Annotated in this window: 23 protein-coding genes and 3 pseudogenes; 19 read left to right on the top strand and 7 right to left on the bottom strand. The window is 33.7% G+C overall.

Going from position 1 to position 24,846, the window contains the following annotated elements; translation table 11 throughout:
- Positions 1–31: 31 nt before the first annotated feature.
- The 4 genes and pseudogenes from PYW42_RS07985 to panD form a co-directional block, all read left to right on the top strand.
- Positions 32–475: pseudogene (locus PYW42_RS07985) on the top strand (DUF2520 domain-containing protein); the annotation flags it as partial.
- Between the two features lie 11 nt (positions 476–486).
- Entirely contained in the window at positions 487–1,314 is an 828-nt protein-coding gene (gene panB, locus PYW42_RS07980; RefSeq protein ID WP_002287874.1) for a 3-methyl-2-oxobutanoate hydroxymethyltransferase, read from the top strand.
- 14 nt (positions 1,315–1,328) lie between these two features.
- Positions 1,329–2,175: pseudogene (panC, locus tag PYW42_RS07975) on the top strand (pantoate--beta-alanine ligase).
- A 12-nt stretch (positions 2,176–2,187) separates the two neighbouring features.
- Positions 2,188–2,583: an aspartate 1-decarboxylase gene (panD, locus tag PYW42_RS07970; protein ID WP_002297874.1), complete on the top strand. Its 396-nt coding sequence runs from the start codon at positions 2,188–2,190 to the stop codon at positions 2,581–2,583.
- 152 nt (positions 2,584–2,735) lie between these two features.
- Here the strand turns inward: panD and PYW42_RS14185 are convergent, their stop codons facing one another.
- The 3 genes from PYW42_RS14185 to PYW42_RS07960 all read right to left on the bottom strand — a co-directional run bounded on the left by PYW42_RS14185 (position 2,736) and on the right by PYW42_RS07960 (position 4,293).
- Entirely contained in the window at positions 2,736–2,849 is a 114-nt protein-coding gene (locus PYW42_RS14185) for an IS3 family transposase (RefSeq protein ID WP_002383094.1), read from the bottom strand.
- Between the two features lie 3 nt (positions 2,850–2,852).
- Positions 2,853–3,008, bottom strand: coding sequence for an IS3 family transposase (locus PYW42_RS14180; RefSeq protein ID WP_050375885.1), 156 nt, complete (start codon positions 3,006–3,008; stop codon positions 2,853–2,855).
- 122 nt (positions 3,009–3,130) lie between these two features.
- Positions 3,131–4,293 (bottom strand): IS3 family transposase gene (locus PYW42_RS07960; protein ID WP_101495273.1). Its coding sequence is split into 2 segments (ribosomal slippage): positions 3,131–4,017 and positions 4,017–4,293, totalling 1,164 coding nucleotides; the frame shifts between segments, so codons are not numbered across the junction.
- Positions 4,294–4,897: 604 nt separating this feature from the next.
- Between PYW42_RS07960 and PYW42_RS07955 the strand changes: the two genes are divergently transcribed.
- Together PYW42_RS07955 and PYW42_RS07950 are read left to right on the top strand one after the other, a co-directional pair.
- Positions 4,898–5,158, top strand: coding sequence for a hypothetical protein (locus PYW42_RS07955; protein WP_002313174.1), 261 nt, complete (start codon positions 4,898–4,900; stop codon positions 5,156–5,158).
- 273 nt (positions 5,159–5,431) lie between these two features.
- Positions 5,432–6,724, top strand: a complete 1,293-nt coding sequence (locus PYW42_RS07950) for an IS256 family transposase (protein WP_002298157.1) — start codon at positions 5,432–5,434, stop codon at positions 6,722–6,724.
- Positions 6,725–6,817: 93 nt separating this feature from the next.
- On the opposite strand, the gene PYW42_RS07945 is transcribed toward PYW42_RS07950, so the two are convergent.
- Together PYW42_RS07945 and PYW42_RS07940 are read right to left on the bottom strand one after the other, a co-directional pair.
- A complete protein-coding gene (locus PYW42_RS07945; protein ID WP_002298159.1) occupies positions 6,818–6,982 on the bottom strand; it encodes a cupin domain-containing protein in 165 nt (54 codons plus the stop codon).
- Positions 6,979–7,203 carry a cupin domain-containing protein gene (locus PYW42_RS07940; protein WP_002360092.1) on the bottom strand — a complete coding sequence of 75 codons (225 nt, stop codon included), beginning with the start codon at positions 7,201–7,203 and terminating at the stop codon, positions 6,979–6,981. Before PYW42_RS07940 ends, PYW42_RS07945 begins: the two co-directional genes overlap by 4 nt.
- 137 nt (positions 7,204–7,340) lie before the next feature.
- On the opposite strand from PYW42_RS07940, the gene PYW42_RS07935 reads away from it, so the two are divergent.
- From PYW42_RS07935 to PYW42_RS07905, 7 genes are all read left to right on the top strand, one after another.
- Positions 7,341–8,603, top strand: a complete 1,263-nt coding sequence (locus PYW42_RS07935) for a PTS sugar transporter subunit IIC (RefSeq protein ID WP_002330923.1) — start codon at positions 7,341–7,343, stop codon at positions 8,601–8,603.
- A 171-nt stretch (positions 8,604–8,774) separates the two neighbouring features.
- On the top strand, positions 8,775–10,610 hold the full coding sequence (locus PYW42_RS07930; protein WP_002297670.1) for a glycoside hydrolase family 35 protein: 1,836 nt from the start codon (positions 8,775–8,777) through the stop codon (positions 10,608–10,610).
- Between the two features lie 567 nt (positions 10,611–11,177).
- Positions 11,178–11,579, top strand: coding sequence for an RNA polymerase sigma factor (locus PYW42_RS07925; protein ID WP_002297668.1), 402 nt, complete (start codon positions 11,178–11,180; stop codon positions 11,577–11,579).
- Complete coding sequence (locus PYW42_RS07920; protein ID WP_002360096.1) at positions 11,573–11,818, top strand: helix-turn-helix domain-containing protein; 246 nt, start codon at positions 11,573–11,575, stop codon at positions 11,816–11,818. The genes PYW42_RS07925 and PYW42_RS07920 overlap by 7 nt, the downstream gene beginning before the upstream one ends.
- 348 nt (positions 11,819–12,166) lie before the next feature.
- Positions 12,167–12,478, top strand: a complete 312-nt coding sequence (locus PYW42_RS07915; protein WP_002297662.1) for a helix-turn-helix transcriptional regulator — start codon at positions 12,167–12,169, stop codon at positions 12,476–12,478.
- Positions 12,479–12,580: 102 nt separating this feature from the next.
- The gene (locus tag PYW42_RS07910; protein WP_002297659.1) at positions 12,581–13,759 is read left to right on the top strand and encodes a tyrosine-type recombinase/integrase; all 1,179 of its coding nucleotides are present in this window, start codon (positions 12,581–12,583) and stop codon (positions 13,757–13,759) included.
- 1,157 nt (positions 13,760–14,916) lie between these two features.
- Positions 14,917–15,333, top strand: coding sequence for a hypothetical protein (locus PYW42_RS07905; protein ID WP_002360100.1), 417 nt, complete (start codon positions 14,917–14,919; stop codon positions 15,331–15,333).
- A gap of 173 nt (positions 15,334–15,506) precedes the next feature.
- On the opposite strand, the gene PYW42_RS07900 is transcribed toward PYW42_RS07905, so the two are convergent.
- Complete coding sequence (locus PYW42_RS07900) at positions 15,507–16,412, bottom strand: polysaccharide deacetylase family protein (protein WP_002360101.1); 906 nt, start codon at positions 16,410–16,412, stop codon at positions 15,507–15,509.
- 223 nt (positions 16,413–16,635) lie between these two features.
- On the opposite strand from PYW42_RS07900, the gene yqeK reads away from it, so the two are divergent.
- The 4 genes and pseudogenes from yqeK (at position 16,636) to sprE (ending at position 20,827) form a co-directional block, all read left to right on the top strand.
- Entirely contained in the window at positions 16,636–17,157 is a 522-nt protein-coding gene (gene yqeK / locus PYW42_RS07895) for a bis(5'-nucleosyl)-tetraphosphatase (symmetrical) YqeK (protein WP_002384417.1), read from the top strand.
- Positions 17,075–18,157, top strand: a pseudogene (gene fsrC, locus PYW42_RS07890) (sensor histidine kinase FsrC); the annotation flags it as partial. The gene yqeK and the pseudogene fsrC, both read left to right, overlap by 83 nt.
- 234 nt (positions 18,158–18,391) lie before the next feature.
- Positions 18,392–19,924, top strand: a complete 1,533-nt coding sequence (gene gelE / locus PYW42_RS07885; RefSeq protein ID WP_002360104.1) for a gelatinase GelE — start codon at positions 18,392–18,394, stop codon at positions 19,922–19,924.
- Between the two features lie 48 nt (positions 19,925–19,972).
- On the top strand, positions 19,973–20,827 hold the full coding sequence (sprE, locus tag PYW42_RS07880; RefSeq protein ID WP_010816125.1) for a serine proteinase SprE: 855 nt from the start codon (positions 19,973–19,975) through the stop codon (positions 20,825–20,827).
- A 147-nt stretch (positions 20,828–20,974) separates the two neighbouring features.
- On the opposite strand, the gene PYW42_RS07875 is transcribed toward sprE, so the two are convergent.
- Positions 20,975–21,805: an MBL fold metallo-hydrolase gene (locus PYW42_RS07875; RefSeq protein ID WP_002360106.1), complete on the bottom strand. Its 831-nt coding sequence runs from the start codon at positions 21,803–21,805 to the stop codon at positions 20,975–20,977.
- 391 nt (positions 21,806–22,196) lie between these two features.
- Between PYW42_RS07875 and PYW42_RS07870 the strand changes: the two genes are divergently transcribed.
- Both PYW42_RS07870 and PYW42_RS07865 read left to right on the top strand, forming a co-directional pair.
- Positions 22,197–23,051 (top strand): LysR family transcriptional regulator, encoded by an 855-nt coding sequence (locus tag PYW42_RS07870; protein WP_002360107.1) that lies wholly within the window; start codon positions 22,197–22,199, stop codon positions 23,049–23,051.
- Between the two features lie 381 nt (positions 23,052–23,432).
- On the top strand, positions 23,433–24,821 hold the full coding sequence (locus PYW42_RS07865; RefSeq protein ID WP_002391405.1) for an MFS transporter: 1,389 nt from the start codon (positions 23,433–23,435) through the stop codon (positions 24,819–24,821).
- The last annotated feature ends 25 nt before the right edge of the window (positions 24,822–24,846 follow it).

Genomic DNA, 24,846 nt, shown 5'->3' with positions numbered 1-24,846 from the left:
TATTTTTCTAACTTAATTTTACAATTCGCGAACAATTGAAGGCGATGAAAAATATGCAAAGTTTTTATGTGATTTCTTCAAAAAGTTAGGTAATAGTACTGTAATTGTATCTAAGGAGAATAAATCTCTTTATCATGCCGCATCAGTAGTATCTAGTAACCTTGTGCTAGGACTTATTAATACAAGCGTTACATATCTAATTCAATGTGGATTTACTGAAAAAATGGCAATTGAAGCTTTATATCCATTAATTGAATTTAATATTAGAAATATAAAAGAAAAAGGAATTATAGAAAGTTTGACAGGACCAGTTGAACGTTGTGATATTTCAACAATTAAAGGTCACTGTGAAGTTTTATCAGATGAAGACAGAGCTTTATATATGCTATTATCAAAAAATGTATTAGAGATAGCTATGTTAAAAAATATTAATAGAGATTATAGTGAATTAGAAAAGTATTTAGGAGAGAGTTAGGAGAGAGATAGATGAAAAATACAGCAGTTACATTTAAAGAATCTAAATTAAGAAATGAAAAATTAACAATGCTTACAGCTTATGACTATTCAACAGCAAAAATAATTGATGAAGCTGGGATAAATGGAATATTAGTAGGAGATTCTCTTGGTATGGTATGTCTAGGACATGAAGATACACTTTCAGTAACAATGGAAGACATGATTCATCATACTAGAGCAGTTACAAGAGGAGCTAAGAACACTTTAGTTGTTGCAGATATGCCATTTATGTCTTATCAAACTTCAGTATATGATTCAGTAGTTAATGCAGGAAGATTAATAAAAGAAGGACGAGCTCAGGTTGTTAAATTAGAAGGAGGGATAGAAGTATGCGATAAAATAGAGGCTATAGTAAAGGCTTCTATACCTGTTATGGCGCATATAGGTTTAACACCTCAATCTGTTAATGCATTTGGAGGATTTAAGGTACAAGGAAAGGACAAGGAAGCTGCTAAAGAATTAATAAGAGCTGCTAAAGCTGTAGAAAAAGCAGGAGCATTCGCTGTAGTGTTAGAATGTGTTCCAACTAAGCTTGCAGAGTTAATTTCTAAAGAGATATCAATACCTACAATTGGTATTGGAGCAGGTGCAGGGTGTGATGGACAAATTCTTGTATATCAAGATATGTTGGGGATGTATAGTGATTTTACCCCTAAATTTGTGAAGAAATATGCTAATTTATCAGAAGAGATGAATAAAGCATTTACAAAATATATAGAGGAAGTAAAAGATGGAGTTTTTCCAGGTCCAGAACATGGGTTTAAAATAAGTGATGATGTTTTAGAAAAATTATATTAAAAGGGTCAAGAAATATGGTTATATTTAAAACAGTAAATGATGTTAGAAGTCAAGTAAAAGAGTGGAAAAAACAAGGCTTAAAGGTAGGATTAGTTCCTACTATGGGATATTTACATGAAGGTCATGAAAGTTTAATTAGAAAAGCATCAAAAGAAAATGATAAAGTTGTTGTAAGTATCTTTGTAAATCCAACTCAGTTTGGGAAAAATGAAGATTTAGGTAGTTATCCAAGAGACTTAGAAAGAGATATAGAAGTATGCACAAGAGGTAGAGCAACAGCAATATTTAATCCTGAAGTTGAAGAGATGTATTGTGACAATGCAAGTACTTTTGTTAATATAACTGGATTAACAGAAGGTTTATGTGGAGCTAGTAGGCCAATACATTTTAGAGGGGTTTGCACTGTTGTAAGTAAATTATTTAACATAATACCAGCAGATAGAGCTTATTTTGGAGAAAAGGATGCACAACAGTTAGCTGTAATTAAAAGAATGGTTAGGGACCTTAATATTGATATAGACGTTGTAGGGTGTCCAATTATAAGGGAAGAGGATGGACTAGCTAAAAGTTCTAGAAACACATACTTAAGTTTAGAGGAAAGATCTTCAGCTACTATTTTAAATAAATCTTTAACTTTAGCTAAGGAAGCCTTAAATAATGGAGAGAGATAGCTTAAAAATAATTGAGATAATAAGTAAAAATATAAATACTTATAATTTGGCAAAGATTGATTATGTAGAAGTTGTTGATTCTTTATCATTACAAAGAGTAAATTATATTGAAAAATCAGTTTTAGTTGCAATAGCAGTATTTATAGGAAAAACAAGATTAATAGATAATTTTACATTTGAATTACAATAGGGGGCTATAATAATGAAAGTTACAATGTTAAAAGGAAAAATACATAGAGCTAAAGTTGAACAAGCTGAGTTAGATTATGTAGGAAGTATTACTGTTGATATGGATTTATTAGAAGCAGCAGGAATATATGAATATGAAAAAGTACAAATAGTTGATGTTAATAATGGAAATAGATTTGAAACTTATACAATAGCTGGAGAGAGAGGAACAGGGATGATTTGCTTGAATGGAGCTGCAGCTAGATGTGTATCAACTGGAGATAAAATAATTTTAATGGCATATTGTGAATTAAATGAAAATGAGGTTAAGGATCATAGACCTAAGGTTGTTTTTGTCGATGATAATAATAAAGTTGAAAGAGTAACATCATATGAAAAACATGGAAGGTTATCAGATATAATTCTTTAGGTTTTGTAATGTTATTTATATATAGCTAGACTATTATTGAAATATTTATTGATTACTAATTGGATAGATGTCAATAAAGTAGACACAAAAAGAGAAGATACTTAAAGATTTTCAAAGTAAAGAGCCTCCATTTCATTTGGTGTAAGCATATCTCATGTTCCATGAGGACGTTTGGTGTTATAGAAGCCTTCAATGTAGGCAAAACAAGCCAACCGTACTTCTTCAATTGAATGGAATGAACGGCGATTTAATTCTTCTTTTTTCATATATTAAAAAAAAGCTTCGGTAACGGCGTTATCCCACGGATAACCTGGTTTTGAAAGTGAGTGGACAATCGGATGATCCTCTATAAATTTTCTAAATTCAAAAGAGGTATATTGAGACCCTTGATCTGTATGAAAAAGAACAGAACTCGTTAATGGAATGGCAACAGTTTTTTTGACAAATTTTATAAGGTGCAGAACTTCTTTCCGTATACTATTCCGATTGTCCTAGACAATGAGCCTCCTCGGATGTGACGATCTTCGGCAGGAGCTAACAGTTAAAGTTAGACTGCCTCGCTAGCGTTAGCACATCCGAGCTCATTATCAAGGATTCGCTGCGCCAATCTCTGGTTACGGTAACCAACCGGTGTCTCGTAGCCAAGTGTACCGTGCAACCGAAGGTGGTTCCACCAATTGACATAGTCAAATAACTCCAAATCCAATTGTTGTAAGGTTTCAAATGTGTATTGATAGACAAATTCTACTTTCAACGACTTATAAGTTGATTCAGCTACGGCATTATCAAAAGGACAGCCTTTATGACTCAATGATCGATTGATGTCAAAAGTCGTTAATAATTCATCAATAGCTTGGTTATCAAACTCTTTTCCACGATCAGTATGAAAAATCTCAACCTCTGTCAGAGGTTGTCTGATACGGCTAAATGCTTTTTTTACTAGAACGGCATCTTTATGTTCTCCACAAGAATAGCCGAGAATTTCTCGATTGAACAGATCCAAAATGAAACAGACATAATTCCATTTTTTCCCGACTCGTACATAAGTCAAGTCTGTTACGATCGCTTCTAATGGGTTGTCTCTTAAGAATTTACGATTCAATACGTTTGTCGTTTTGGCTTCATTGCAAGTAGAATGATGTACTTTAAAATAAGCAACAGTATAGCTCGATTTTAATCCTCTATTTTTCATGATTCTACTAATTTTTCGTCGGCTGATCTGAATGCCTCGTTTTGATAAGGCTTTTTTTATTTTTCTTGAGCCGTAGGCCTTTCGGCTGAGGATAAATTCTTCAGCGACTACTTCTTCAAGTTCTGATTCGTCTTTCTTTGGTTTTGATTGATAATAATAGGACTGACGTGATAGACCTAATATTCTGCACATCGCTGATATAGGGTAAAGATGCTTATTCGCATCGATTACTTGTCTCTTCGTCCGAATATCAGCGCTGCTTGCTCTAAAATATCATTTTCCATTTCTAATTGCTGGTTTCTTTTACGTAGTTCTAACAATTCTTTTTGTTCAGGCGTAAGATTATCTTTTTCTTTGAATGAACCACTCGTTTTAGATTGCTTTACCCATTTGTCAAATGCTGAAGCCGTTAGTTCATATTCTCGAATGATTTCTACACGTGGCTTTCCAGCTAAGTAAAGATTGACGATTTGTTGCTTGAATTCTTGTGAAAAAGTTCTTCGTGTTCTCTTAGACATAAAAATTCCTCCTGGTATGTTTTCTTCTAGTCTACACACCTTAATTTTTCTGTCTAGTTAATTGTAGCCTATCCAGTGCTTCTGCCGGAGAAAATCAGATCCGAGGATGCTCATTGTCAAGGGCAATCGGAGCCATAACACCGCAGCATTCACAACACCTTATAATTTTTGTCAAAAAAAGTGTTGCCATTCCAATAGATGAAATTCTTCAATTGAGAGTGTAAAATATTTTGTGTAAATAGAAAAAAGGAAGTCCCTTCTGTAGAATAGAGTTACCACAACACATTCACAGAAAAGAGGACTTCCATATGAACGATTTTACTACAGAAATTCTAAAGACTCTAGCGAACAAAGGCGATTTGAATGAATTATTAGTTGCTTTAATTATTTATAAATAACTATAATGCTTTTATTATAGTATCGTAAATAGTTTATATGAATACATTAATTGTAAAAATGGTGGATGGCTCTGAACGATTAACAATATTTTTTTGTTTTGACTATCATTTTATTGTTCAGAAATAATTTATTGCACTTTTTGAGGTAAATAGTTTAGAATTATTTTAATATAAGTACTTCAGATTTAATAAAGGAGAAATATCTAATGAAAAAAATTGATTTAATAAATATGATAGGTATGTTAATAGGGATATTAGTAAATATAGTAATTTTCACAGATTGGCTCGGGGTGTTATTTTCTAATCTTATTCCCATACTTATTATAGGCATTTGTGGAATTATACTTTCAATATTAGAACTTTTTGAAAGCAGAAATACAATGAATAGAATATTTGCTTGTATTATATTAATTGTTAATCTATTGCCTATGGTCTATTTTACTTTTTTATATTTTGCACTGGGATGAAATAAATTAACCAAAAGTTTCTTTTTCTTATAATGTGTATCAATATTAAAACTGAAAAAGATATGGATAATAGGATCAAAGCCCTCATTGGAACACTCAATATATTATCAGATTTAAATTTCAAATAGATAATTTCATTTTTTAGTAATATCGAAAGATACTTTTTTAATGATGAGAGTGTAATGTAAACCGTGTAAGTAACCATTAATCCTAGGCAGGTGGTTGCTTCGCGGTTTTTCTTTTTCTACAATAAGATCAAGAGGTGATTACACGATGGCTAGAAAGAAAAGAAATCCTGATGCCGAAAAGTTAGCTGAATCCATTCTGAATGCCTATCAACCTGAATCTGTCGATGACATGCAAGATGCTTTGAAAGATGTGTTTGGGCCCCTTTTTGAAAAAATGCTTCAAGGAGAATTGAATAATCATTTAGGTTATGATGCCCATTCTAAAGAGCCTAAGGAACACGATAACCGTCGAAATGGCTATGGAACTAAAACGCTTAAAACCAGTTTTGGTGAAGTAGCTATTGATGTTCCTAGAGACCGGGAAGCTTCCTTTGAACCAGAGTTAATTCCTAAGAGAAAACGAGATGTCTCCGACATCGAAGGGAAGGTTCTTTCCATGTATGCACGAGGAATGAGTCAACGAGATATTGCCGCAACCGTCGAAGCTATCTATGGCTTTGATATTTCCCATGAAATGATTTCAGATATCACTGACGCTGTCCTTCCTGAATTGGAAGAATGGCAAGCCCGCCCCCTAGCAAAGTGTTATGCCTTTCTATTCGTTGATTGTATGTATGTTACTTTACGAGAAAATTATGAAGCCAAAGAATATGCTGTATACACCATTCTTGGCTATGATCTCAAAGGAAATAAGGAGATTTTAGGATTATGGTTAAATCAAACAGAATCTAAAAATCGCTGGATGCAAGTATTTGATGAACTGAAAGCACGTGGTGTCGAAGATGTCTTTTTCATTTCGATGGACGGTGTTTCTGGCCTCGAAGAAGGCGCAAAAGCGATCTTTCCATCGGTAATTGTTCAGCGCTGTATTGTTCATCTTGTTCGAAATGCATTGCGCTATATTCCAAGTAAGGACTATAAGGAAGTCTGCCGAGATATGAAAAAGTTCTACGGTGCTTCTTCTCTAAACGCTGCACATGCTGCTTTTGGCAGTTTTCAAAATCGGTGGTCTCATTATTCTGGTGCTGTAGATGTCTGGAAACGGAACTTTGCACATGTTGAACAACTATTTGATTATGGTAGTGCCATTCGAAAAATTATGTACACTACCAATGCGGTTGAAAGTGTCCACTCCAGCTTCAGAAAAGTCACAAAAAAAGGAGCGTTCTCTAATGAGAATGCACTCCTAAAACTACTTTATTTACGCACGAAAGAATTACACGCGAAGTGGTCAGGTGGTCGAATTCAAAACTGGGCTATGGTGCTTAAGCAGTTAATGATCAACGAGACCTTCTCCTCTAGAATGAAAAGTATGCGATTTACCTTCCGTAACAACGGTAGGTTTATTCAACTATGTGTCCGATCAAAATTTATCTGATTTCAAAATAGCCGAGAGAATTATGGTGGTTAAAAACTCTTAACTATTTAACTTCCACAGTTTAGTTGACAAACCCCAATTAGTTCTCTATTTTCACATACTATTTTCAATAGTGTGTTTTTTATTTATATTCTTAGTCAAGCTAACTGTATGAGTATTTAGTAAAGTTGTTTCTTTCAAAAATTCAGAAGTCTTATCACCTTGTATACCTAACCAAATCAGTGTCCAAGGTTCCTTTTTATCTGTATAATACTTCACTTTTTGACCTTGAAAAAAAAGAAAATATCGTGTTCTATAAGTTCAAAATGTTGAGCTTCTACTTCTAAGAATCCCTTACCAGATAAAACATAATGAAATATCCATTTTTGTTGAACTATATAATTACGAATAGAAGAATTGGGATGATAAGATTCATATCCGCATTGGGAAAGGGAAATTGGAGCAGAAACTGACTTATTATGATACCAAAAATCCTCCATTATTATCCTCCTTTATAGAACTAACTATGAAGAAAATACCATGTTTTAAGTATAGATTATCATGTTCAAATGGTCAAAAAAATCTATACTATAATTAGATAGCGCTTTCTAACTATTTTTTGAAGGAGTCAATCATAATGAGTGAGAAAATAATGAATACAATCCAGAATAAAGTTTTACCTATAGCTACTAAGATTGGGAATCAACGATTTTTAGTAGCGTTAAGAGATTCATTTATGGGTACGATGCCTGTAATAATGACAGGTTCGGTTGCAATATTATTAAATGCTTTTTTAGTAGATTTTCCTATGCAATTTGGCTATGAGAAGATTACTGATTATTTTCAATGGTTAGTAGATATAAATAATTTGATATCAAAAGGAAGCATTTCTATTGTTTCCTTACTGTTTATTTATTGTTTAGGAGTAAATATTGCTAAAATATATAAAACAGATACTTTGTCTTCAGGACTAGTCGCCCTGTCTTCATTTATTATTTCTATAAGTAATTCTATGACTTCAACTTATAATTTATCGAATAATAATAATATTGACTTAACAACACTATTTACTGATGTTGAGGGAATAACAGTTACAGGTAACAGTTTAAATGTGACTATATCAGGATTGTTGCCTGGTACACAAATTAATTCAAATGGTTATTTTACCGCAATAATCATAGGTTTTTTATCTTCAATTATTTTTTGTAAACTCATGAATAAAAATTGGACAATTAAATTACCTGATACAGTTCCTCCAGCTATCGCTAAACCATTTTTATCAATTATTCCGGCTTTAGTTTCTCTTTATATAATTGCTATTTTGACATTTTTGTTAAATAGAATTACAGGAAAAATTTTAACAGATGTAATTTACGAAATATTACAACGCCCTATGTTAGGACTTTCCCAAAGTTTTTTTGTTGTTATATTAGTTGCTTTCTTAGTTCAATTTTTCTGGTTTTTCGGTATTCATGGTGGAAATGTTATGGCACCTATTATGGAAGGTGTATTTGGAGTAGCGCTTTTAGTTAATTTAGAAGCTTATCAAAACAATGAAACTATTCCTTATGTTTGGACAAGTGTATCATACGGATCGTTTGTCTGGTATGCAACTTTAGGTTTATTAATTGCGATTTTTTGGGTATCAAAAAATAGTCATTATAAAGAAGTTGCAAAACTTGGAATTATGCCTGTTTTGTTTAATATTGGTGAACCAGTAATGTATGGATTACCTACTGTATTAAATCCTATTTTATTTATTCCATTTTTGTTATGTCCTGCTGTAATGTCTAGTGTGGCTTATTTAGTAACAGATTTTAAGTTGGGTTTCTCCAGTAACACAAAATGTAACTTGGGTAATACCACCGGTCTTATATGGATTCTTTTCGACAGGATTTGATTGGAGATCAATTATTTTATCAATTATTAATTTATTTTTAACCACGTTAATTTATTTGCCATTTGTTAGAATGGCAAATAAGAAAATTGGATAATTTTTAAGTAAGTCGTAGTTAGTGTGTATTAGAAGTATGATAAGCCTCATTTTTGATATATTAAGGAAGGAGAAGACATGCAAACGTTTGAGATAAAAGAAGAATTTTTGGTAGATGGAAAACCAACTAAATTGATTAGTGGCGCAATCCATTATTTTCGCATGACACCGGCACAATGGGAAGATAGTTTATACAATTTGAAAGCACTGGGTGCGAATACCATAGAGACTTATATTCCTTGGAATCTGCATGAGCCAGTGGAAGGCGTCTATGACTTTGAGGGCATGAAAGACATCGTTGCTTTTGTGTCATTGGCGCAAGAACTTGGCTTGATGGTGATTTTGCGGCCATCTGTCTATATTTGTGCGGAATGGGAATTCGGCGGGCTACCTGCTTGGTTGCTGAAAGAGCACGTGCGATTGCGTTCAACTGATCCACGATTTATTGCAAAAGTCCGTACTTATTTCAGTGTGCTTTTACCAAAATTAGTTCCTTTGCAAGTGACACATGGCGGACCAGTCATCATGATGCAAGTCGAAAATGAATATGGTTCTTATGGCATGGAAAAAGAGTATTTGCGGCAAACAAAACAGGTGATGGAAGAATTTGGCATCGATGTTCCGTTATTTACGTCAGATGGTGCTTGGGAAGAAGTGCTGGATGTGGGCACACTGATTGAAGAGGATGTTTTCGTGACAGGAAATTTCGGCAGTCATTCCAAAGAGAACGCTACAGTGATGAAAGCATTTATGGCAAAACACGACAAAAAGTGGCCGATTATGTGCATGGAATACTGGGACGGTTGGTTCAATCGTTGGGGAGAACCGATTATCAAGCGTGATGGCCAAGATTTAGCTAATGAAGTCAAGGATATGCTAGCCTTAGGTTCATTGAATCTCTATATGTTCCATGGCGGAACCAATTTTGGTTTTTATAATGGTTGTTCTGCTCGTGGTGTGTTGGATTTGCCACAAGTGACTAGCTATGACTACGATGCGCTATTGACGGAAGCTGGCGAGCCGACTGAGAAATACTTCCATGTACAAAGAGCCATTAAAGAAGTATGTCCTGAAGTGTGGCAAGCCGAGCCCCGCAGGAAAACATTTGGTTCTTTAGGAACATTCCCTGTGCAAAACAGCGTCTCACTGTTGGCGGTAAAAGACCAGATGATGACGGCCCAAGAAACGATGTATCCAATAACGATGGAAGAAGCAGAATCTGGTTATGGGTATATGCTTTATTCAGTAAACTTAAAAAATTATCATCACGAAAATAAGCTCAAAGTTGTGGAGGCCAGTGACCGATTGCATCTTTTTGCAGACGGTAGCCTGCAGACAATTCAATATCAAGAAAACCTTGGGGAAGAAGTGATGATCAAGGGTACGCCAGAGAAAGAATGGATTGAACTAGATGTTTTAGTAGAGAACTTAGGCCGAGTGAACTATGGCTTTAAATTGAATGGGCCGACACAAGTGAAAGGCATTCGTGGGGGAATCATGCAAGACATCCATTTTCATCAAGGCTATCGGCAATATGCATTGACATTGTCAGCAGATCAACTCAAAAAAATCGATTATACTGCCGGTAAAAATCCGGCCCAGCCTTCTTTTTATCAAGCTGAATTCACATTGACTGACCTCGCGGATACATTTATCGATTGCCGCAGCTATGGCAAAGGGGTGGTCATCGTCAACGGTATCAATTTAGGTCGTTACTGGCAAAGAGGACCGATTCATTCCTTGTATTGTCCGAAAGAGTTTTTGAAGAAAGGCACAAATGAGATCGTGATTTTTGAAACGGAAGGGATAGAAATTAATGAGCTCATCTTTTGTGGACAACCGATAGTCAAGAAACTTTTGACTAATGATTTTTCTGAAATAGGTTCAAATATCCATAACCATATAGACAGCTAGTTTAAATTTATTGCAGCAAACCAATCATTGTATGTGTCGCGATTTTTCCAAATCTCAATACTTATTCTAACGCATCACAAATATTTATCTCAACAAGTCTCGAATGATTTTTACTTTTCATTTATGGTTCAAGCAGTGAATAATTTACACTTTCTTTTGAGATTGACTTATATTCGCGATAAACATCCTAAATGATAGAGATAATTTAAGCATTTGATCGTTGATAAAAGGTATAATTATAGATTCATCACAGATACATTGCTTTTTTCGAAGAAACTATAAAAAATGAGAGTCTAGGTTATTTGAGAATATCAATTGAGCAAGTACAAATAACTCCAAATTTAGTAATATTCCTAATTGATTATTGGTGAGTAATTAAAAAGGAATACTCAAGCTACATGTATAGCATAGAAAATCAGCATTCAATCAGACAATTAGGATTGAATGCTGACTTTTTTGTTATATTGATATTTTCAATTATCTTCTTTATTTTCTTCTAGTTTTTCGAAAAATAGGTATTCTCTGATCGTTGTATTAGTGGAAAGGGGATAAAGGAGCATATTGATCGTGCAACAAAACAACAATGAGATATCTACACAACACCAATTTGATGCCTACTGTAAAAAAGTATTACGCAATGAAGCTAAGTCCATTCGAAAACGAAACGATAAAATAAAAGAAAATGAGGAACCATTAAATGATTTAAATGAAGGTAAGTATTCACAAACTCATTTAGATGAGCAAGATGTTTATTTCTTATTTGGAATGGAGATATTAATTTCAGATCAGAAGTTATCAGCAGCAATTGATCAGTTATCGGATACAAGGAAAAAGATTGTTTTACTTTATTATTTTGCAGGTTTTAATGATACTGAGATCGGTAAAATTTTCAACATGAGTACAAGTGGTATCTGGTATCAACGAACGAAAGCGGTTGAACAATTGAAAATGGAATATGGCTTATGGTAGACAAACAAAGGAACCAACATTACCCATTAGTTCCTATATCTATTATCTTATCTGCTTTGAAAGAAGACCCAATTTCAATCAAAATGATACTTAAACATTACCACGGTTATATAACTAAGTTATGTTTAAAAAATGGATTTAATGAGGTGGGGCAATTTATTACCTATGTAGATGAATATATGCTAAGACAGCTAGAAATTAAATTGATAGAGGCTATATTGAAATTTAAAGTTAACTAATTAAAAAGTCCCCTTTCCACTTTTGCTATCTAAAAGAATCTTCTAATATTTGAGAGATATGTTTTTTAGTTAGAAAACCTATTGATCATTGAAAATTAAATAAATTCTATCAGTACGTTAACACTTCAAGGAGCATATTTTAGTTGCGCCATGATCTCTTATTGTAAAGAAGGAGCGATTAAAATTCTGAAATAGTTTTTATAGTCAATAAAAAGCGATGATTTGAAGTTGGGATAATGATACTTCCGTAAGGCTCGCCGTAAACTTGGGGAGAGGTGAAATTCCTATGTACTTTTGACAAAAGTGGCTGATAGATTAATTATTGTTAATAGAAAGGAAGAGACAATCATGTCGAAGAATAACAATAAAAGTAATTCATCAGAGTTAGAAAAATATTTGTTTCATCCAGAAAAGATAGAGGATTCTAATAATAAAATGAAGAGGATAAATCAACTACCATTAGTTTTAACGAATAAAGATTTAAAAGAACAATTTCAAATAAGTGATAGTACTTTAAACCGTCTTATAAAATTAGGTGATTTTCCAAGCTGCTGGTTTGGCATTAGAGGACATTACCTTAGAGATGACATTTTAGAATGGGTAAAAAAAGGAAATGAAGAATATTTTTGCGATCAGTTTCGTTTATTACGATTATTGTAGAATTTATCTTTTCGTCTGCATGTTGTATAATTATTTCATAGATAGAAAGATTTTCAAGCACTTCCGATTGTTGGGTTCCTTCGTAATTGGAGGTAAGAATAAATGGAAAATATGAGTCGTTTTAAAAAACATATTACTGCAACGGGAAAAATTACTTGGTACTTTCAGGCTTTTCGAACTACGAGACGAGGTTTTAATTCTAAACGTGAAGCTCAGCTTGCTTATCTTGAAATGGAAAAACAACACAGAAATAAGCAAAAAAGGCTTGCTAGTAATGATAAATTTAGTGTTGTTAGTCAAAAGTGGTTTGAATATTATCGATCACTAAACGAACAAAAGGTGGCAACGTATGATAAACGAGAAGAACAGGTGAAAATACTTAATCGATGGATTGGTGGTAAAAAATTAAGTAGTTTATCATCAGAAGAACTACAAAAATTCCTTTTCATTTTAAAAGAAAAGGGAATTGATGGCGTTAATGTTGGTTATGCTAAAAATAGTTTACAATCTCTTGTTCAGGTTCTAAATATGGTTTTTAATTATTGTAAGAAAAAGAATTTGATAAATGAGAATCCAATGAAGTTTGTTAAAATGCCTAAATATCAGTTATCTCTTAAAGATTTAAAAGAGTCTGTCAACAGTTTAGAAGATAAGTTTTTAACAGTGGATGAATTACGAGCTTTTTTAAACTATGGGATAGTTTATGAAGAGTTACCCATGTCTGTTCTTTTTCATGTTTTGTTTTATACTGGGTGTCGTGTGAGTGAAGCGCTTGCTTTACAGCCTCAAGATATAGATTTTGAACGAAATGAAATTTTGTTTTATAAACAGACAGCAGTAAAAGGAAAAAGTAAAGATTTTCGAATAGAAACTACAAAAACTGTTAGTTCTGCAAGAAGAGTACCCGTCACACCATTAGTAATGGAGAAATTACAAGAATTAATTGATGTATTAAATAAAACAAAAAGAAATAGTAATTTTGTTGTAGATGAAACTTATTTATTTGTTTATCTCGATCCTGGAAAGCGTGGAGTTCCTTATCGTCGTGAATATGTAAACGATCATGTTAAACGTTGTGTAGAGCGATGTGGAATTAACAAAGATTTTCACACCCATTTGGCTCGTCATACTATGGCTAGTTTAGTGGCAGAGTATTGCAGTTGGGATGTTTTAAAGGATCGTTTAGGTCATACAGACAGTACAACCTCAAAAATATATCGCCATTTAACATCAACTGAAAAGTTAAAGCCTCTGACTGCTTTTAATTCTTTAGAAGGTTAAAAAGATGGTGAAAGTACTGGTATTACAGGATTCTTGAAAAACATTTTTTTAATAGGTTAGTCAAAGTGTAGTCAGAGGCAATAAAAATTCTTTTATATCAATACTGTAAAGACTTTTCACAAGTATCAAAGAAATCCGTCGTTAATCTTTACTATTCGACAAACGAACACCCTCTTGCTCAGCAAGAGGGTGTTTTTGTGTGTAATTAAGTAGAAAATCAACATTGACTTTTTTTGAAGTCACATAAGTGTGAAAATTAGGTTTTTGGATAATGATTCAGAAATCTTTTGAAAATTGAAGGTGTGAGGAAATTTAGAAAGATAAAAAGAGGGAGTACTGAAAACCGAAATTTCAGTTAAGTGCTTGGATCAAGAAACAAAAACTACGTTAGTTTGTCAATATCAGTTGAAATTAGAGAATAAGCAGAATGGGGTTATAGTATTGGCAAGTCAATTATTCAGGGCCATGGTTACAGGATTTTTGTTTTTTATATTCAATCAAAAAGAAATAAATACAAAGAACACAGATAAGTATTTTAGCAAGTAACCAATAAATAGCAGAACTGTTGGTGCTATAAGAATACAAGAAAATAGTAGTAAACTTAATTAAGAATCGTTTGCTATTTAAATAGTGTTCTTTTCCTTTTAAAATATATACGATAAAATAAGTATATTAATTGTAAAAGGACATGATAATTATGGAAGAATTAGAATGGAATAATTTTTATGTTTGCTATAGTTTTGAGGGTAGTGATTCTTTTAATAACTGTCAAGATAGTAGATTACTTTGCGAATACTCCTGAAGTACAAATACAGAGAAAACTTCCTGAGTTTGAAAAAGTGTCACCTTATGATCCAAGAGATAATTCATTTCTGATACAAATTATTCTTTAAGTAATACAACGACTAAGTTTATTTACCAAACCATTACAATAAGAAAAGGTGCAAGTATACCTAATTACTATTGGTATGATGATGGTCAATTTAGAGGAAATCTAAAACTTCAACGTTGGCAAGACTACGGAGAAGATCCAAACATAAGAGGATATATCTGTACTTATGGAGGCTACGTTACCAATGGTTCAAGCCCGGCGCAAAGAATTGTCGATATTAATGAACAATAGCTATTCTAACTTTATGTAATAGGAGGGAGTAATCATGAAAAAAATCGGGTATTTTAGTTGTATTATTTTTTTCATGTTTTTGGTAGGTTGTAGTAATAACAAAAAAGAAAACGGCAATCTTTTGAATGCCAGTTCGTTTCCTTTAATACTCACCACGATTATTGAAAAAGAAGAAGACCTAACGAAAGGTTCAATTTTTTTCAACAAGGATAAAACCATGACGCTTGAAAAAGAATATTTAGTTAATCCCAATAATGAAGACACAAAAAAAACAAGTAGAACAGAAAAAAAGGTATATAAAAATATTAAAATACAAGAAAATAAAGAGAGCTATGAAATTATAGGTCAATTGGACAAAAAAACGAAAAAAATAGAGTTTAAAAAAGTTGATGAAGGTAAACGTATATCTGATGCAGAAGGTAATGTGTATGGTGATTTTGGTGGTAAATAGGATAGTTAAGTCATAAAAAAGAAGGCTAAAAATTTTTATTTTTTTCGTCTCTATACTTTCTGATGTTAGTTTTTTTACCAACATCAGAAAGTATAGAGACGTTTTTGTGTAATTAAACAAAAAATCAACATTGGCTAAGACCAGAAATGCTTCCTTTAGTGCTCCGAGTTGCTTTAATATAACACGCCAAATTGATAACCATTTGCTTGATAAAACTCTATTAATTGTGGCAATGCTTGTTTTGTTAATTCCTTATCTACTGAATCATGCATTAAGACTACTCTAATATTATAATCTGGATAGACCTCAAGTGAATGTTGATGGAAAGCGAGCATTTCTGCGACTGTAGTAGGCTGTCTGTCTAACGGCTCCGCATCTCCAACCATCGCATTCCAGTCAATCCAATGGATGCCAAGTTGTTTGAATAATTCATCAGATTTTTCTGTACCTCCCCATGACATATGACCTCCTGGGTATCGCCAGAGAGTTGTTTGAAATGTTTCGCCCAATATTTTTTTAAGAGAGTTCTCCATGGTTGCTATTTCCGCTTGTATTTCTTCAGTGTTGACAATCCCGTTTGGATATAACGTTGCATAATCATGAGTTGAACTATGAAAGCCTATTGAATGTCCTTCTGCAACTTCGCGTTTCACTATCTTTTGATTTTCGGAAGTTAGGGTATTTCCTACAAGAAAAAAAGTTGCGTGGACGTTATACTTTTTTAATGCATCTAGGATTTGTGGGGTTATTTGATTATTAACGCCATCATCAAAGGTTAAGAATACTAATTTTTCACCTTTGTAAGGTTCTTCTCCAGTTATATATTTTCTGATTTTGTCTGCTGAGTAAGCATATTTTTTTGATGAAATAGTCATGTGTGTTGATTCCTTTTCTAACTTGGTCGGGGAATCTTTTTTTGCAGTTGAATTTTTAGTCGATGTCTGCGTAGTATCATCATTTTTACTTGTTATCTTGGGTTGAGTTAATAGGAACGTTTGAATGAAAACAAGAACAATGAGGATTAACGCACTAAATAATACATACCCGTTTATTTTGAATTTTCTTTTCTTATGTCGCATACTTTCACTCCTCTTTGGTTAATGAAAAAGTTAAAAAATACACCTCCACGTTATACAAAATTGAACGTCCTATTAGTTATAGACGAATTTGAGGACCAAAAAGTTTCAATTTTTTCAATTTAGTTAGCTGTTTATTTAATAAAAAATAAAAGGTTGCTAGAGGATGAAAGGAGTATACTTTATTTATCTAGAAGAGTAATCGGAATGAGAAAGGGCTGTGGAAATGGATCATCAACAGGTGTTGAAAAATGAAATTAAACAATATTTAGTGAGTAAAAACTGTGAGAAGACGTATTATCATTGTATGGAAGTTGGAGAGTATGCCTATCAACTTGGTGAAAAATATTTAACTAGTCCAGAAAAAGTAAGTATTGCAGGATATTTACACGATATCTCTGCGATTTATCCAAATAATCAGAGAATTAGTGTCGCACAAAAATATGGGATTGAATTAAACGAAGCAGAAATGGCCTTTCCAATGATAATTCATCAAAAAATTTCTAAGTCTATTGCGAAAATGGATTTTGGTATTGAAGACAATGAAATTTTATCAGCTATTGAATGCCATACAACACTGAAGAAAAACTATTCGGACATAGATTTAGTTTTGTTTGTCGCTGATAAAATAAAGTGGGATCAAGAAGGGAAGCCACCATACTTATTTTACATTGCTTATGGTTTCGTTTATCAATTACACGGAGCAAACGATTTTAAGTGTTTTTTTTCAACAGATTTATCAAAATAAATTATTATGGATTGCCTCAAATGTTATTCTGTTGCTTATAAATATCTGGATTGCTTTAAAAATTCCCAATAGTGTTTTTTTAAGATTAAATCGTGTGTTAGAAAATAGCCGAATTTTTTTTGGTTGTTTACTTTTATTGTTGATTCTGTTGTTACTTTTTGTGTTTTTGATTTCGCCAGAGATTTCACCTGACTTTATGCGAGGATTTGTCACGGTAAATAGTTCTAAATTGGAGTTATTAATAAGTGTAGGTTTATTTTTAATTCTGATTGGCTTAGTCATTGAAGCTTATTTGGAAGAACAACGTATCAACACTCAATTATTGAATAATTTAACGATTTATACTGAAAAAATAGAATCCATTAACGAAGAGCTAGCGATGTTTCGTCATGATTATAAAAATTTATTGTATAGTTTACAAATTGCTATTTCATACGAAGATATTCTGGAAATCAAAAGAATTTATGAAGAAACGATTGCACCAACCAAAAAAATTATTGATAATGAAGAATTTGAACTTATGAAGTTAAATCGTTTGAAAAATATGGAACTTAAGGCACTCATAAGTATGAAAATTAATACCGCAAAGCAAGCAAAACTAAAAGTGATTGTTGATGTGCCAGAAGTATTTATTCTCGATACATCAATCGACTTAGTGGTTGTGATTCGTTTGTTGGCTATTCTATTAGATAACGCGATTGAAAACAGTGCAAAATCAGAATTGAAAATGTTCGCTATCTCAATTTTCAATAAAAATGAAACACAAGAGTTTGTGATAACAAATAGTGTCCAAGCCGAATTTGATTTTAGGGTTATGAAGAAAACCAAATTTAGTTCTAAAAGTAACCCAGAAGAGCACGGTTGGGGATTGTTATATGTAAAAGAAATTGTTGATTTTTCAGATCAATTTGACTTGCAAACGTCCTTCAATGAAGGATCGGTTACTCAACATTTAATTATTGAAAAAAATCATAACAGTAAAAAAGTTGTTAACGAATGAATTTGTTAACAACTTTTTTGCTATGGTATTGAGTTATGAGGGGCAATACAGGGAAAAATGTCGGCTGATTAAGGAATTTAGATAGTGCCGGTTAGGTAGTTGTCTATAATGAAAATAGCAACAAATATTTACGCAGGGAAAGGGGCGGTCGTTTAACGGGAAAAATTAGGGAGGATAAAGCAATACTTTTGTTGGGAAAAGAAATAAAAGGAAACTGGGGAAGGAGTTAATTGTTTGATGAAGGGAAATAAAATTTTATACATTTTAGGTACAGGCATCTTTGTTGGAAGTTCATGTCTATTTTCTTCACTTTTTGTAGCAGCAGAAGAACAAGTTTATTCAGAAAGTGAAGTTTCAACAGTTTTATCGAAGTTGGAAAAGGAGGCAATTTCTGAGGCAGCTGCTGAACAATATACGGTTGTAGATCGAAAAGAAGATGCGTGGGGGATGAAGCATCTTAAGTTAGAAAAGCAAACGGAAGGCGTTACTGTTGATTCAGATAATGTGATTATTCATTTAGATAAAAATGGTGCAGTAACAAGTGTTACAGGAAATCCAGTTGATCAAGTAGTGAAAATTCAATCGGTTGATGCAATCGGTGAAGAAGGAGTTAAAAAAATTATTGCTTCTGATAATCTGGAAAATAAAGATCTTGTCTTTTTAGCTATTGACAAACGTGTAAATAATGAAGGGCAATTATTTTATAAAGTCAGAGTAACTTCTTCACCAACTGGTGACCCCGTATCATTGGTTTATAAAGTGAACGCTACAGATGGAACAATTATGGAAAAACAAGATTTAACGGAACATGTCGGTAGTGAAGTAACGTTAAAAAACTCTTTTCAAGTAACGTTTAATGTACCAGTTGAAAAAAGCAATACGGGAATTGCTTTACACGGAACGGATAACACAGGGGTTTACCATGCAGTAGTTGATGGCAAAAATAATTATTCTATTATTCAAGCGCCATCACTAGCGACATTAAATCAGAATGCTGTTGACGCCTATACGCATGGAAAATTTGTGAAAACATATTATGAAGATCATTTCCAACGACACAGTATTGATGATCGAGGGATGCCCATCTTGTCAGTTGTTGATGAACAACATCCAGATGCTTATGACAATGCTTTTTGGGATGGAAAAGCAATGCGTTATGGTGAAACAAGTACACCAACAGGAAAAACGTATGCTTCCTCTTTAGATGTAGTTGGTCATGAAATGACACATGGTGTGACGGAACATACTGCCGGTTTAGAATATTTAGGACAATCAGGTGCCTTGAATGAATCTTATTCTGATTTGATGGGTTATATTATTTCGGGTGCATCTAATCCAGAAATTGGTGCGGATACTCAGAGTGTTGACCGAAAAACAGGTATTCGAAATTTACAAACGCCAAGTAAACACGGACAACCAGAAACCATGGCTCAATACGACGATCGAGCACGGTATAAAGGAACGCCTTATTATGATCAAGGCGGTGTTCATTATAATAGTGGAATTATTAATCGGATTGGTTACACCATTATCCAGAACTTAGGCATTGAAAAAGCACAGACTATTTTCTACAGCTCGTTAGTAAATTACTTAACACCTAAAGCACAATTCAGTGATGCTCGTGATGCGATGCTTGCTGCTGCAAAAGTTCAATATGGCGATGAAGCAGCTTCAGTGGTGTCAGCAGCCTTTAACTCTGCTGGAATCGGAGCTAAAGAAGACATTCAGGTAAACCAACCAAGTGAATCTGTTCTGGTCAATGAATGAAAAAAATTCCCCAATTAAATAAAAATGGATAAGGAGTGGCATGATCTTATGAAAAAGTTCTCCATACGAAAAATTAGTGCTGGTTTTTTGTTTCTGATTTTAGTAACTTTGATAGCCGGTTTTAGCCTGTCTGCAAATGCAGAAGAGTATATCGTTCCTGCCGAAAGTCATTCACGACAAAAAAGATCGTTACTGGACCCTGAGGACAGAAAACAAGAAGTGGCAGATACAACCGAAGCGCCTTTTGCGTCAATCGGAAGAATCATTTCCCCTGCCAGTAAACCAGGCTATATTTCTTTAGGAACAGGCTTTGTTGTTGGAACTAATACAATTGTCACCAATAATCATGTGGCTGAAAGTTTTAAGAATGCCAAAGTATTAAATCCGAATGCCAAAGATGATGCTTGGTTTTATCCAGGTCGTGATGGCAGTGCGACACCATTTGGCAAATTCAAAGTGATTGATGTAGCTTTTTCCCCGAATGCGGATATTGCGGTAGTGACTGTCGGCAAACAAAACGATCGTCCAGATGGCCCAGAGTTGGGAGAAATTTTAACGCCATTTGTTTTGAAAAAGTTTGAATCTTCAGATACCCATGTCACAATATCAGGCTATCCAGGTGAGAAAAACCACACGCAATGGTCGCATGAAAATGATTTGTTTACATCTAACTTTACAGACTTAGAAAATCCATTACTATTTTATGATATCGATACAACAGGTGGTCAATCTGGTTCCCCAATCTATAATGCTCAGTTTGAAGTAGTTGGTGTTCATTCCAATGGCGGCATTAAGCAAACAGGAAACCATGGTCAAAGACTAAATGAAGTGAATTATAACTTTATTGTCAATCGAGTGAATGAAGAAGAAAATAAACGTTTATCCGCTGTGCCAGCAGCGTAAAGAACCATAAAAATACTCGAAATTTCCAGGATCACGGGAAATTTCGAGTATTTTTGTTTTTTAAGATAGTGTAAGTTACGATATAAGTACCTTGTAATTATCGGTTAAAAGCATATAATAGTGCTGAAAAGAAGGCAAATAATCCGATTAAGTTAGTATTTCTAAACCATCATAACTCGTAATGATTTCATGCTTTTGAGATAAAGCCGCCATCTCCGCATAAGACAAGCCGCCATTGTGAGAAAAATGGTTGGCAACGTAAATCGTTTTATCTGTGACGAGTTTTCTTTCTTTTAATTCTGCAATTAATTTTAAATTTTCTTCCCAATTCATATGACTATTGCCAGTTTCGTTTGTTTGACTAGTACAATCTAAAGAAACAATACTAAGAAGTAAGTGGCTCTTTTCAAGATATTCAAACATTTCTGACGTAAAGTAACCTGTATCATGGGTGGATAAAAAAGCATCTTTACCATCGTCTATAACGAAAATAAAACAATCTTCACTGAAATTTCCATGTTGTGCAGGAAGGGGATAAATCGTATAGTTCGCAATAGTAAAACACTTGTAGGGCTGAATAACCTGATACTGTAATCGGGTATCGTCTTGACGACCTTCTAAATCAAAGGCGCGCTGATAAAACGTCTTAACTGCTTCATTTCCGTAAACAGTTAAACGATTGGGAATATCTAATGCATAACCAGACATTCGATAAGCCAAATCCTCGCCGTAAAAATGATCGGAATGCCAATGAGAGATTAGTAAAGAGTCAAAGTCTGCAAAACACAAGTCGTACTGCAACAGGTGTAAATAAGAATCCCCTGGAAAATCAATCAGCAGGACATCATCAATAATTAATTGAGTTTGTGTACGAATTTCTCGTCCTTTTTTCTCTCGAGCGTACTTACATAATTTACAATTACAAAAAATTCCCGGAATCCGTTCTGCTGCACCCGTACCTAAATAGTTGATTTTCATTGGGAGTACCTAACCTTTCTTTGACATTCTTCATACTTAGTAGATAACGCTGAACCTTAAAGTAAATGGGCATGGAAACTGAAACATTTGTTGTGTCCATCTTACCTTTTTTAGAGAAGAATTGAAATGGAATTTCTTAAGTAAATTTGCGTAAAATAGAAAAAGCTAGACGCCTTTTTTAATAAGCTGAATTTGTTGCGAATGTTCATGCTATTTCCGAAAAAAAGTTTTACCAAAGGCACTTTCATATCCATCTGCTATTAGTTATAGAAAAATAACAAGATGGACATAGCTTATTAGAGCAAAAATAACTACGCTATTGATAAAGAGTGAGGCGTGTTTTGAACAGGTTACGTGGGCAAATGAATTTGAATAAAAGGGATGACAAAAGATGACTATTGAAAAATTAGAATATTTTTATACCATTGCAAAATATAATAGTATTTCCAAAGCAGCCTCTGAACTCCATGTTAGTAAATCAACCTTAAGTGCGTCATTAAAAGATTTGGAAAGTGAATTGGGCCATTTACTTTTTGACCGTAACGGTAATTCTTTGACGTTAAATTCCTATGGTGATAAAATCGTCCAATCTGTATATATCATTTTAAACGAGGCCAAGAAAATGAAACTTAATCTGCACGAAATGATTGAGAATCCAGTGATGCGTTTAGGTTTTGGAAATACGTCCTTGATGTATAAAGTGACAGAAAACGAGGATCAACTGAATCGTTTTTGGGAATGTTACCATGGTTCATCGTTTGAGTTATTGAATAAATTGGAGAATCATGAGTTGGATTTTGTGATTACTTCTGCAGATGTGAATAGTCCAGTTTTAAAGAAAGAACAATTAATTGAACTAAAAATGTATCTTTGTGTTTCAAGAGAAATTAAACAAGAAATTGAGGAAGAAGGCTTCACCTGTTTGACCAACTATCCATTTCTATTTTTGCCGCATCACTTAGATCATTTAGAAGCTACCAAGAGTGTGCTAGAAATGTTGCAATTAACAAGTCCGATTGTTTGTTGCTATGATACGTTGATGCTTACTCGTCTCATTGAAAAAAGTAAAGGAGTTTATGCGGTAATCTCTCTTCGGAAAGAACAACTGCAAGAAATTGATTCTAAACTCTTCTTTTTACCGATTGAACGAAAACAAAAATTTTATTTATACCGAAATGTTTCCAGTTCGGTTTTTGTCCAACCTGGTCAAATCAAGGCAACTTTACAAAAGTTGCTAGAGACTTAGCCATTAAAATTACTTTGGAATAGTTACCAAAAATAGCTTTATTCGCTTAGATTTACTTTTGCTGCGGATAAGGCTATTTTTGTTGTTCATTGTTTAAAAGAGATGCTCAATTATGGGGCTGTTCGATATTTCTGAACAGAATGTTCAATTATTTAATAACTTAAGAATCGATAAATCGTATCTATTACGGTTCAATTTAAAGGGGTTCTGGTGTATAGTTTGGCTATCTAAAGATTTGCTTTTTTAAATATAAAATAACTAAATGGCAAGGAATATAAAGAACTGTTGATACGTGAGTACTTGCGATAACTGTGTCGTTAGAAGTTTAAGTGTCATTGTTGCTTTTCCTGTTTTATGTAGTTGCTAGAAAGGACTGTTTTTATGATCGATAGAAAAAAAGTTATTTTGTATACTTGTTGCATGAGTTTGTTTGTAGTGACCATGGATGTTACGGTTGTCAATGTGGCGTTACCATCCATTCAAAGTGATTTTCACACGAATCTGTCTACATTACAGTGGGTAACAGATGGCTACACTTTAATGGTAGCATCCTTATTATTGTTATCTGGGTCTACAGCAGACCGAATTGGCCGTAAACGAGTCCTTCAATTGGGCTTAGCCTGTTTTGGTTTAGCGTCTTTCCTATGTGGGATTTCGCAAACCCCAGGGCAATTGATCGCGTTTCGCATGTTGCAAGGGATTGGTGGTTCTATGTTAAATCCGGTAGCAATGTCTATTATTACACAGGTATTTACCGAAAAGTTAGAACGTGCGAAAGCAATTGGCTTGTGGGGCTCTGTTACAGGGATTTCCTTAGGAATGGGCCCGATTATTGGCGGACTAATTGTTTCTTATTTTAGCTGGCGGTATGTCTTTTTTGTAAATGTACCGATCATTGCAGCGGCAATCATCCTTACACAAAAATTTGTACCTGAGTCAAAAGTAGAGAAGACGGCGAAAAATGATTTTGTTGGTCAAGCATTGATGATTCTTTTTCTATTTAGTTCTATCTATTCCATTATCGGACTACCTAGAAAAGGGCTTTTCGCGCCAGATATTTTAAGTACTGGGATAATCGGCTGTTTAGCCATTGTCATTTTCTTTATTTATGAATATAACATTGACAATCCGTTAATCAACCCGCGTTTCTTTTTATCTATTCCATTTACATCGGCTTCTTTTTTAGCTATTTTTGGCTTTATCATATATAACGGCTATTTATTTTTAAACACGCTATATTTGCAAGAGATGAGAGGCTTCAGCCCGTTGGAAGCTGGCTTATCAACCATTCCTTTGGCTTTTGTTAGTTTTCTTGTTGCACCGAGAGCCGGCGAAATGGTAGGGAGAATAGGGACGAAACGTCCTATTATGCTTTGTGGTATTTCAATGTTGGCTGTTAGCTTTTTACAATTATTTGTAACTAAAACAACGCCTATGATTATTTTATTTATTATTTATATCTTTTTAGGCATTGGGTTTGGGATGTTAAATTCACCGATTACCATTACAGCGATTGAAGGAATGCCACTTTCTCAGTCAGGAACGGCAGCAGCCATTGCGGTGACATGTAAGCAAATTGGCAATTCTTTAGGGGTGGCGCTACCAAGTCTTTTAATTACAAAGCCTATTACTAGTTCGCTTACTCGAACACCTTTTACAAACGTATGGCTTTTATTTGGATGTTGCGCCATTGCGATTATCTTTTTAAGTTATTTATCCAATTCTCCGCTAGCGAAAAAGTCATTGCGCAGAGTTAGGTTTTATTTTTAACAAATCAAGATTTTTTTGAAGGGAA

The organism is Enterococcus faecalis, from assembly GCF_029024925.1.
GTDB classification, from domain to species: Bacteria; Bacillota; Bacilli; order Lactobacillales; family Enterococcaceae; genus Enterococcus; species Enterococcus faecalis.
Note: the sequence above shows the minus strand (reverse complement) of the source record. Positions and strands in the feature narration are given on the sequence as shown.

Coding starts and splice junctions, on each gene's coding strand:
- panB (WP_002287874.1), top strand. CDS start 487: ATGAAAAATACAGCAGTTACATTTAAAGAATCTAAATTAAGAAATGAA.
- panD (WP_002297874.1), top strand. CDS start 2,188: ATGAAAGTTACAATGTTAAAAGGAAAAATACATAGAGCTAAAGTTGAA.
- PYW42_RS14185 (WP_002383094.1), bottom strand. CDS start 2,849: ATGAAAAAAGAAGAATTAAATCGCCGTTCATTCCATTCAATTGAAGAA.
- PYW42_RS07955 (WP_002313174.1), top strand. CDS start 4,898: ATGAAAAAAATTGATTTAATAAATATGATAGGTATGTTAATAGGGATA.
- PYW42_RS07950 (WP_002298157.1), top strand. CDS start 5,432: ATGGCTAGAAAGAAAAGAAATCCTGATGCCGAAAAGTTAGCTGAATCC.
- PYW42_RS07940 (WP_002360092.1), bottom strand. CDS start 7,203: ATGGAGGATTTTTGGTATCATAATAAGTCAGTTTCTGCTCCAATTTCC.
- PYW42_RS07935 (WP_002330923.1), top strand. CDS start 7,341: ATGAGTGAGAAAATAATGAATACAATCCAGAATAAAGTTTTACCTATA.
- PYW42_RS07930 (WP_002297670.1), top strand. CDS start 8,775: ATGCAAACGTTTGAGATAAAAGAAGAATTTTTGGTAGATGGAAAACCA.
- PYW42_RS07920 (WP_002360096.1), top strand. CDS start 11,573: ATGGTAGACAAACAAAGGAACCAACATTACCCATTAGTTCCTATATCT.
- PYW42_RS07915 (WP_002297662.1), top strand. CDS start 12,167: ATGTCGAAGAATAACAATAAAAGTAATTCATCAGAGTTAGAAAAATAT.
- PYW42_RS07910 (WP_002297659.1), top strand. CDS start 12,581: ATGGAAAATATGAGTCGTTTTAAAAAACATATTACTGCAACGGGAAAA.
- PYW42_RS07905 (WP_002360100.1), top strand. CDS start 14,917: ATGAAAAAAATCGGGTATTTTAGTTGTATTATTTTTTTCATGTTTTTG.
- PYW42_RS07900 (WP_002360101.1), bottom strand. CDS start 16,412: ATGCGACATAAGAAAAGAAAATTCAAAATAAACGGGTATGTATTATTT.
- yqeK (WP_002384417.1), top strand. CDS start 16,636: ATGGATCATCAACAGGTGTTGAAAAATGAAATTAAACAATATTTAGTG.
- sprE (WP_010816125.1), top strand. CDS start 19,973: ATGAAAAAGTTCTCCATACGAAAAATTAGTGCTGGTTTTTTGTTTCTG.
- PYW42_RS07875 (WP_002360106.1), bottom strand. CDS start 21,805: ATGAAAATCAACTATTTAGGTACGGGTGCAGCAGAACGGATTCCGGGA.
- PYW42_RS07870 (WP_002360107.1), top strand. CDS start 22,197: ATGACTATTGAAAAATTAGAATATTTTTATACCATTGCAAAATATAAT.
- PYW42_RS07865 (WP_002391405.1), top strand. CDS start 23,433: ATGATCGATAGAAAAAAAGTTATTTTGTATACTTGTTGCATGAGTTTG.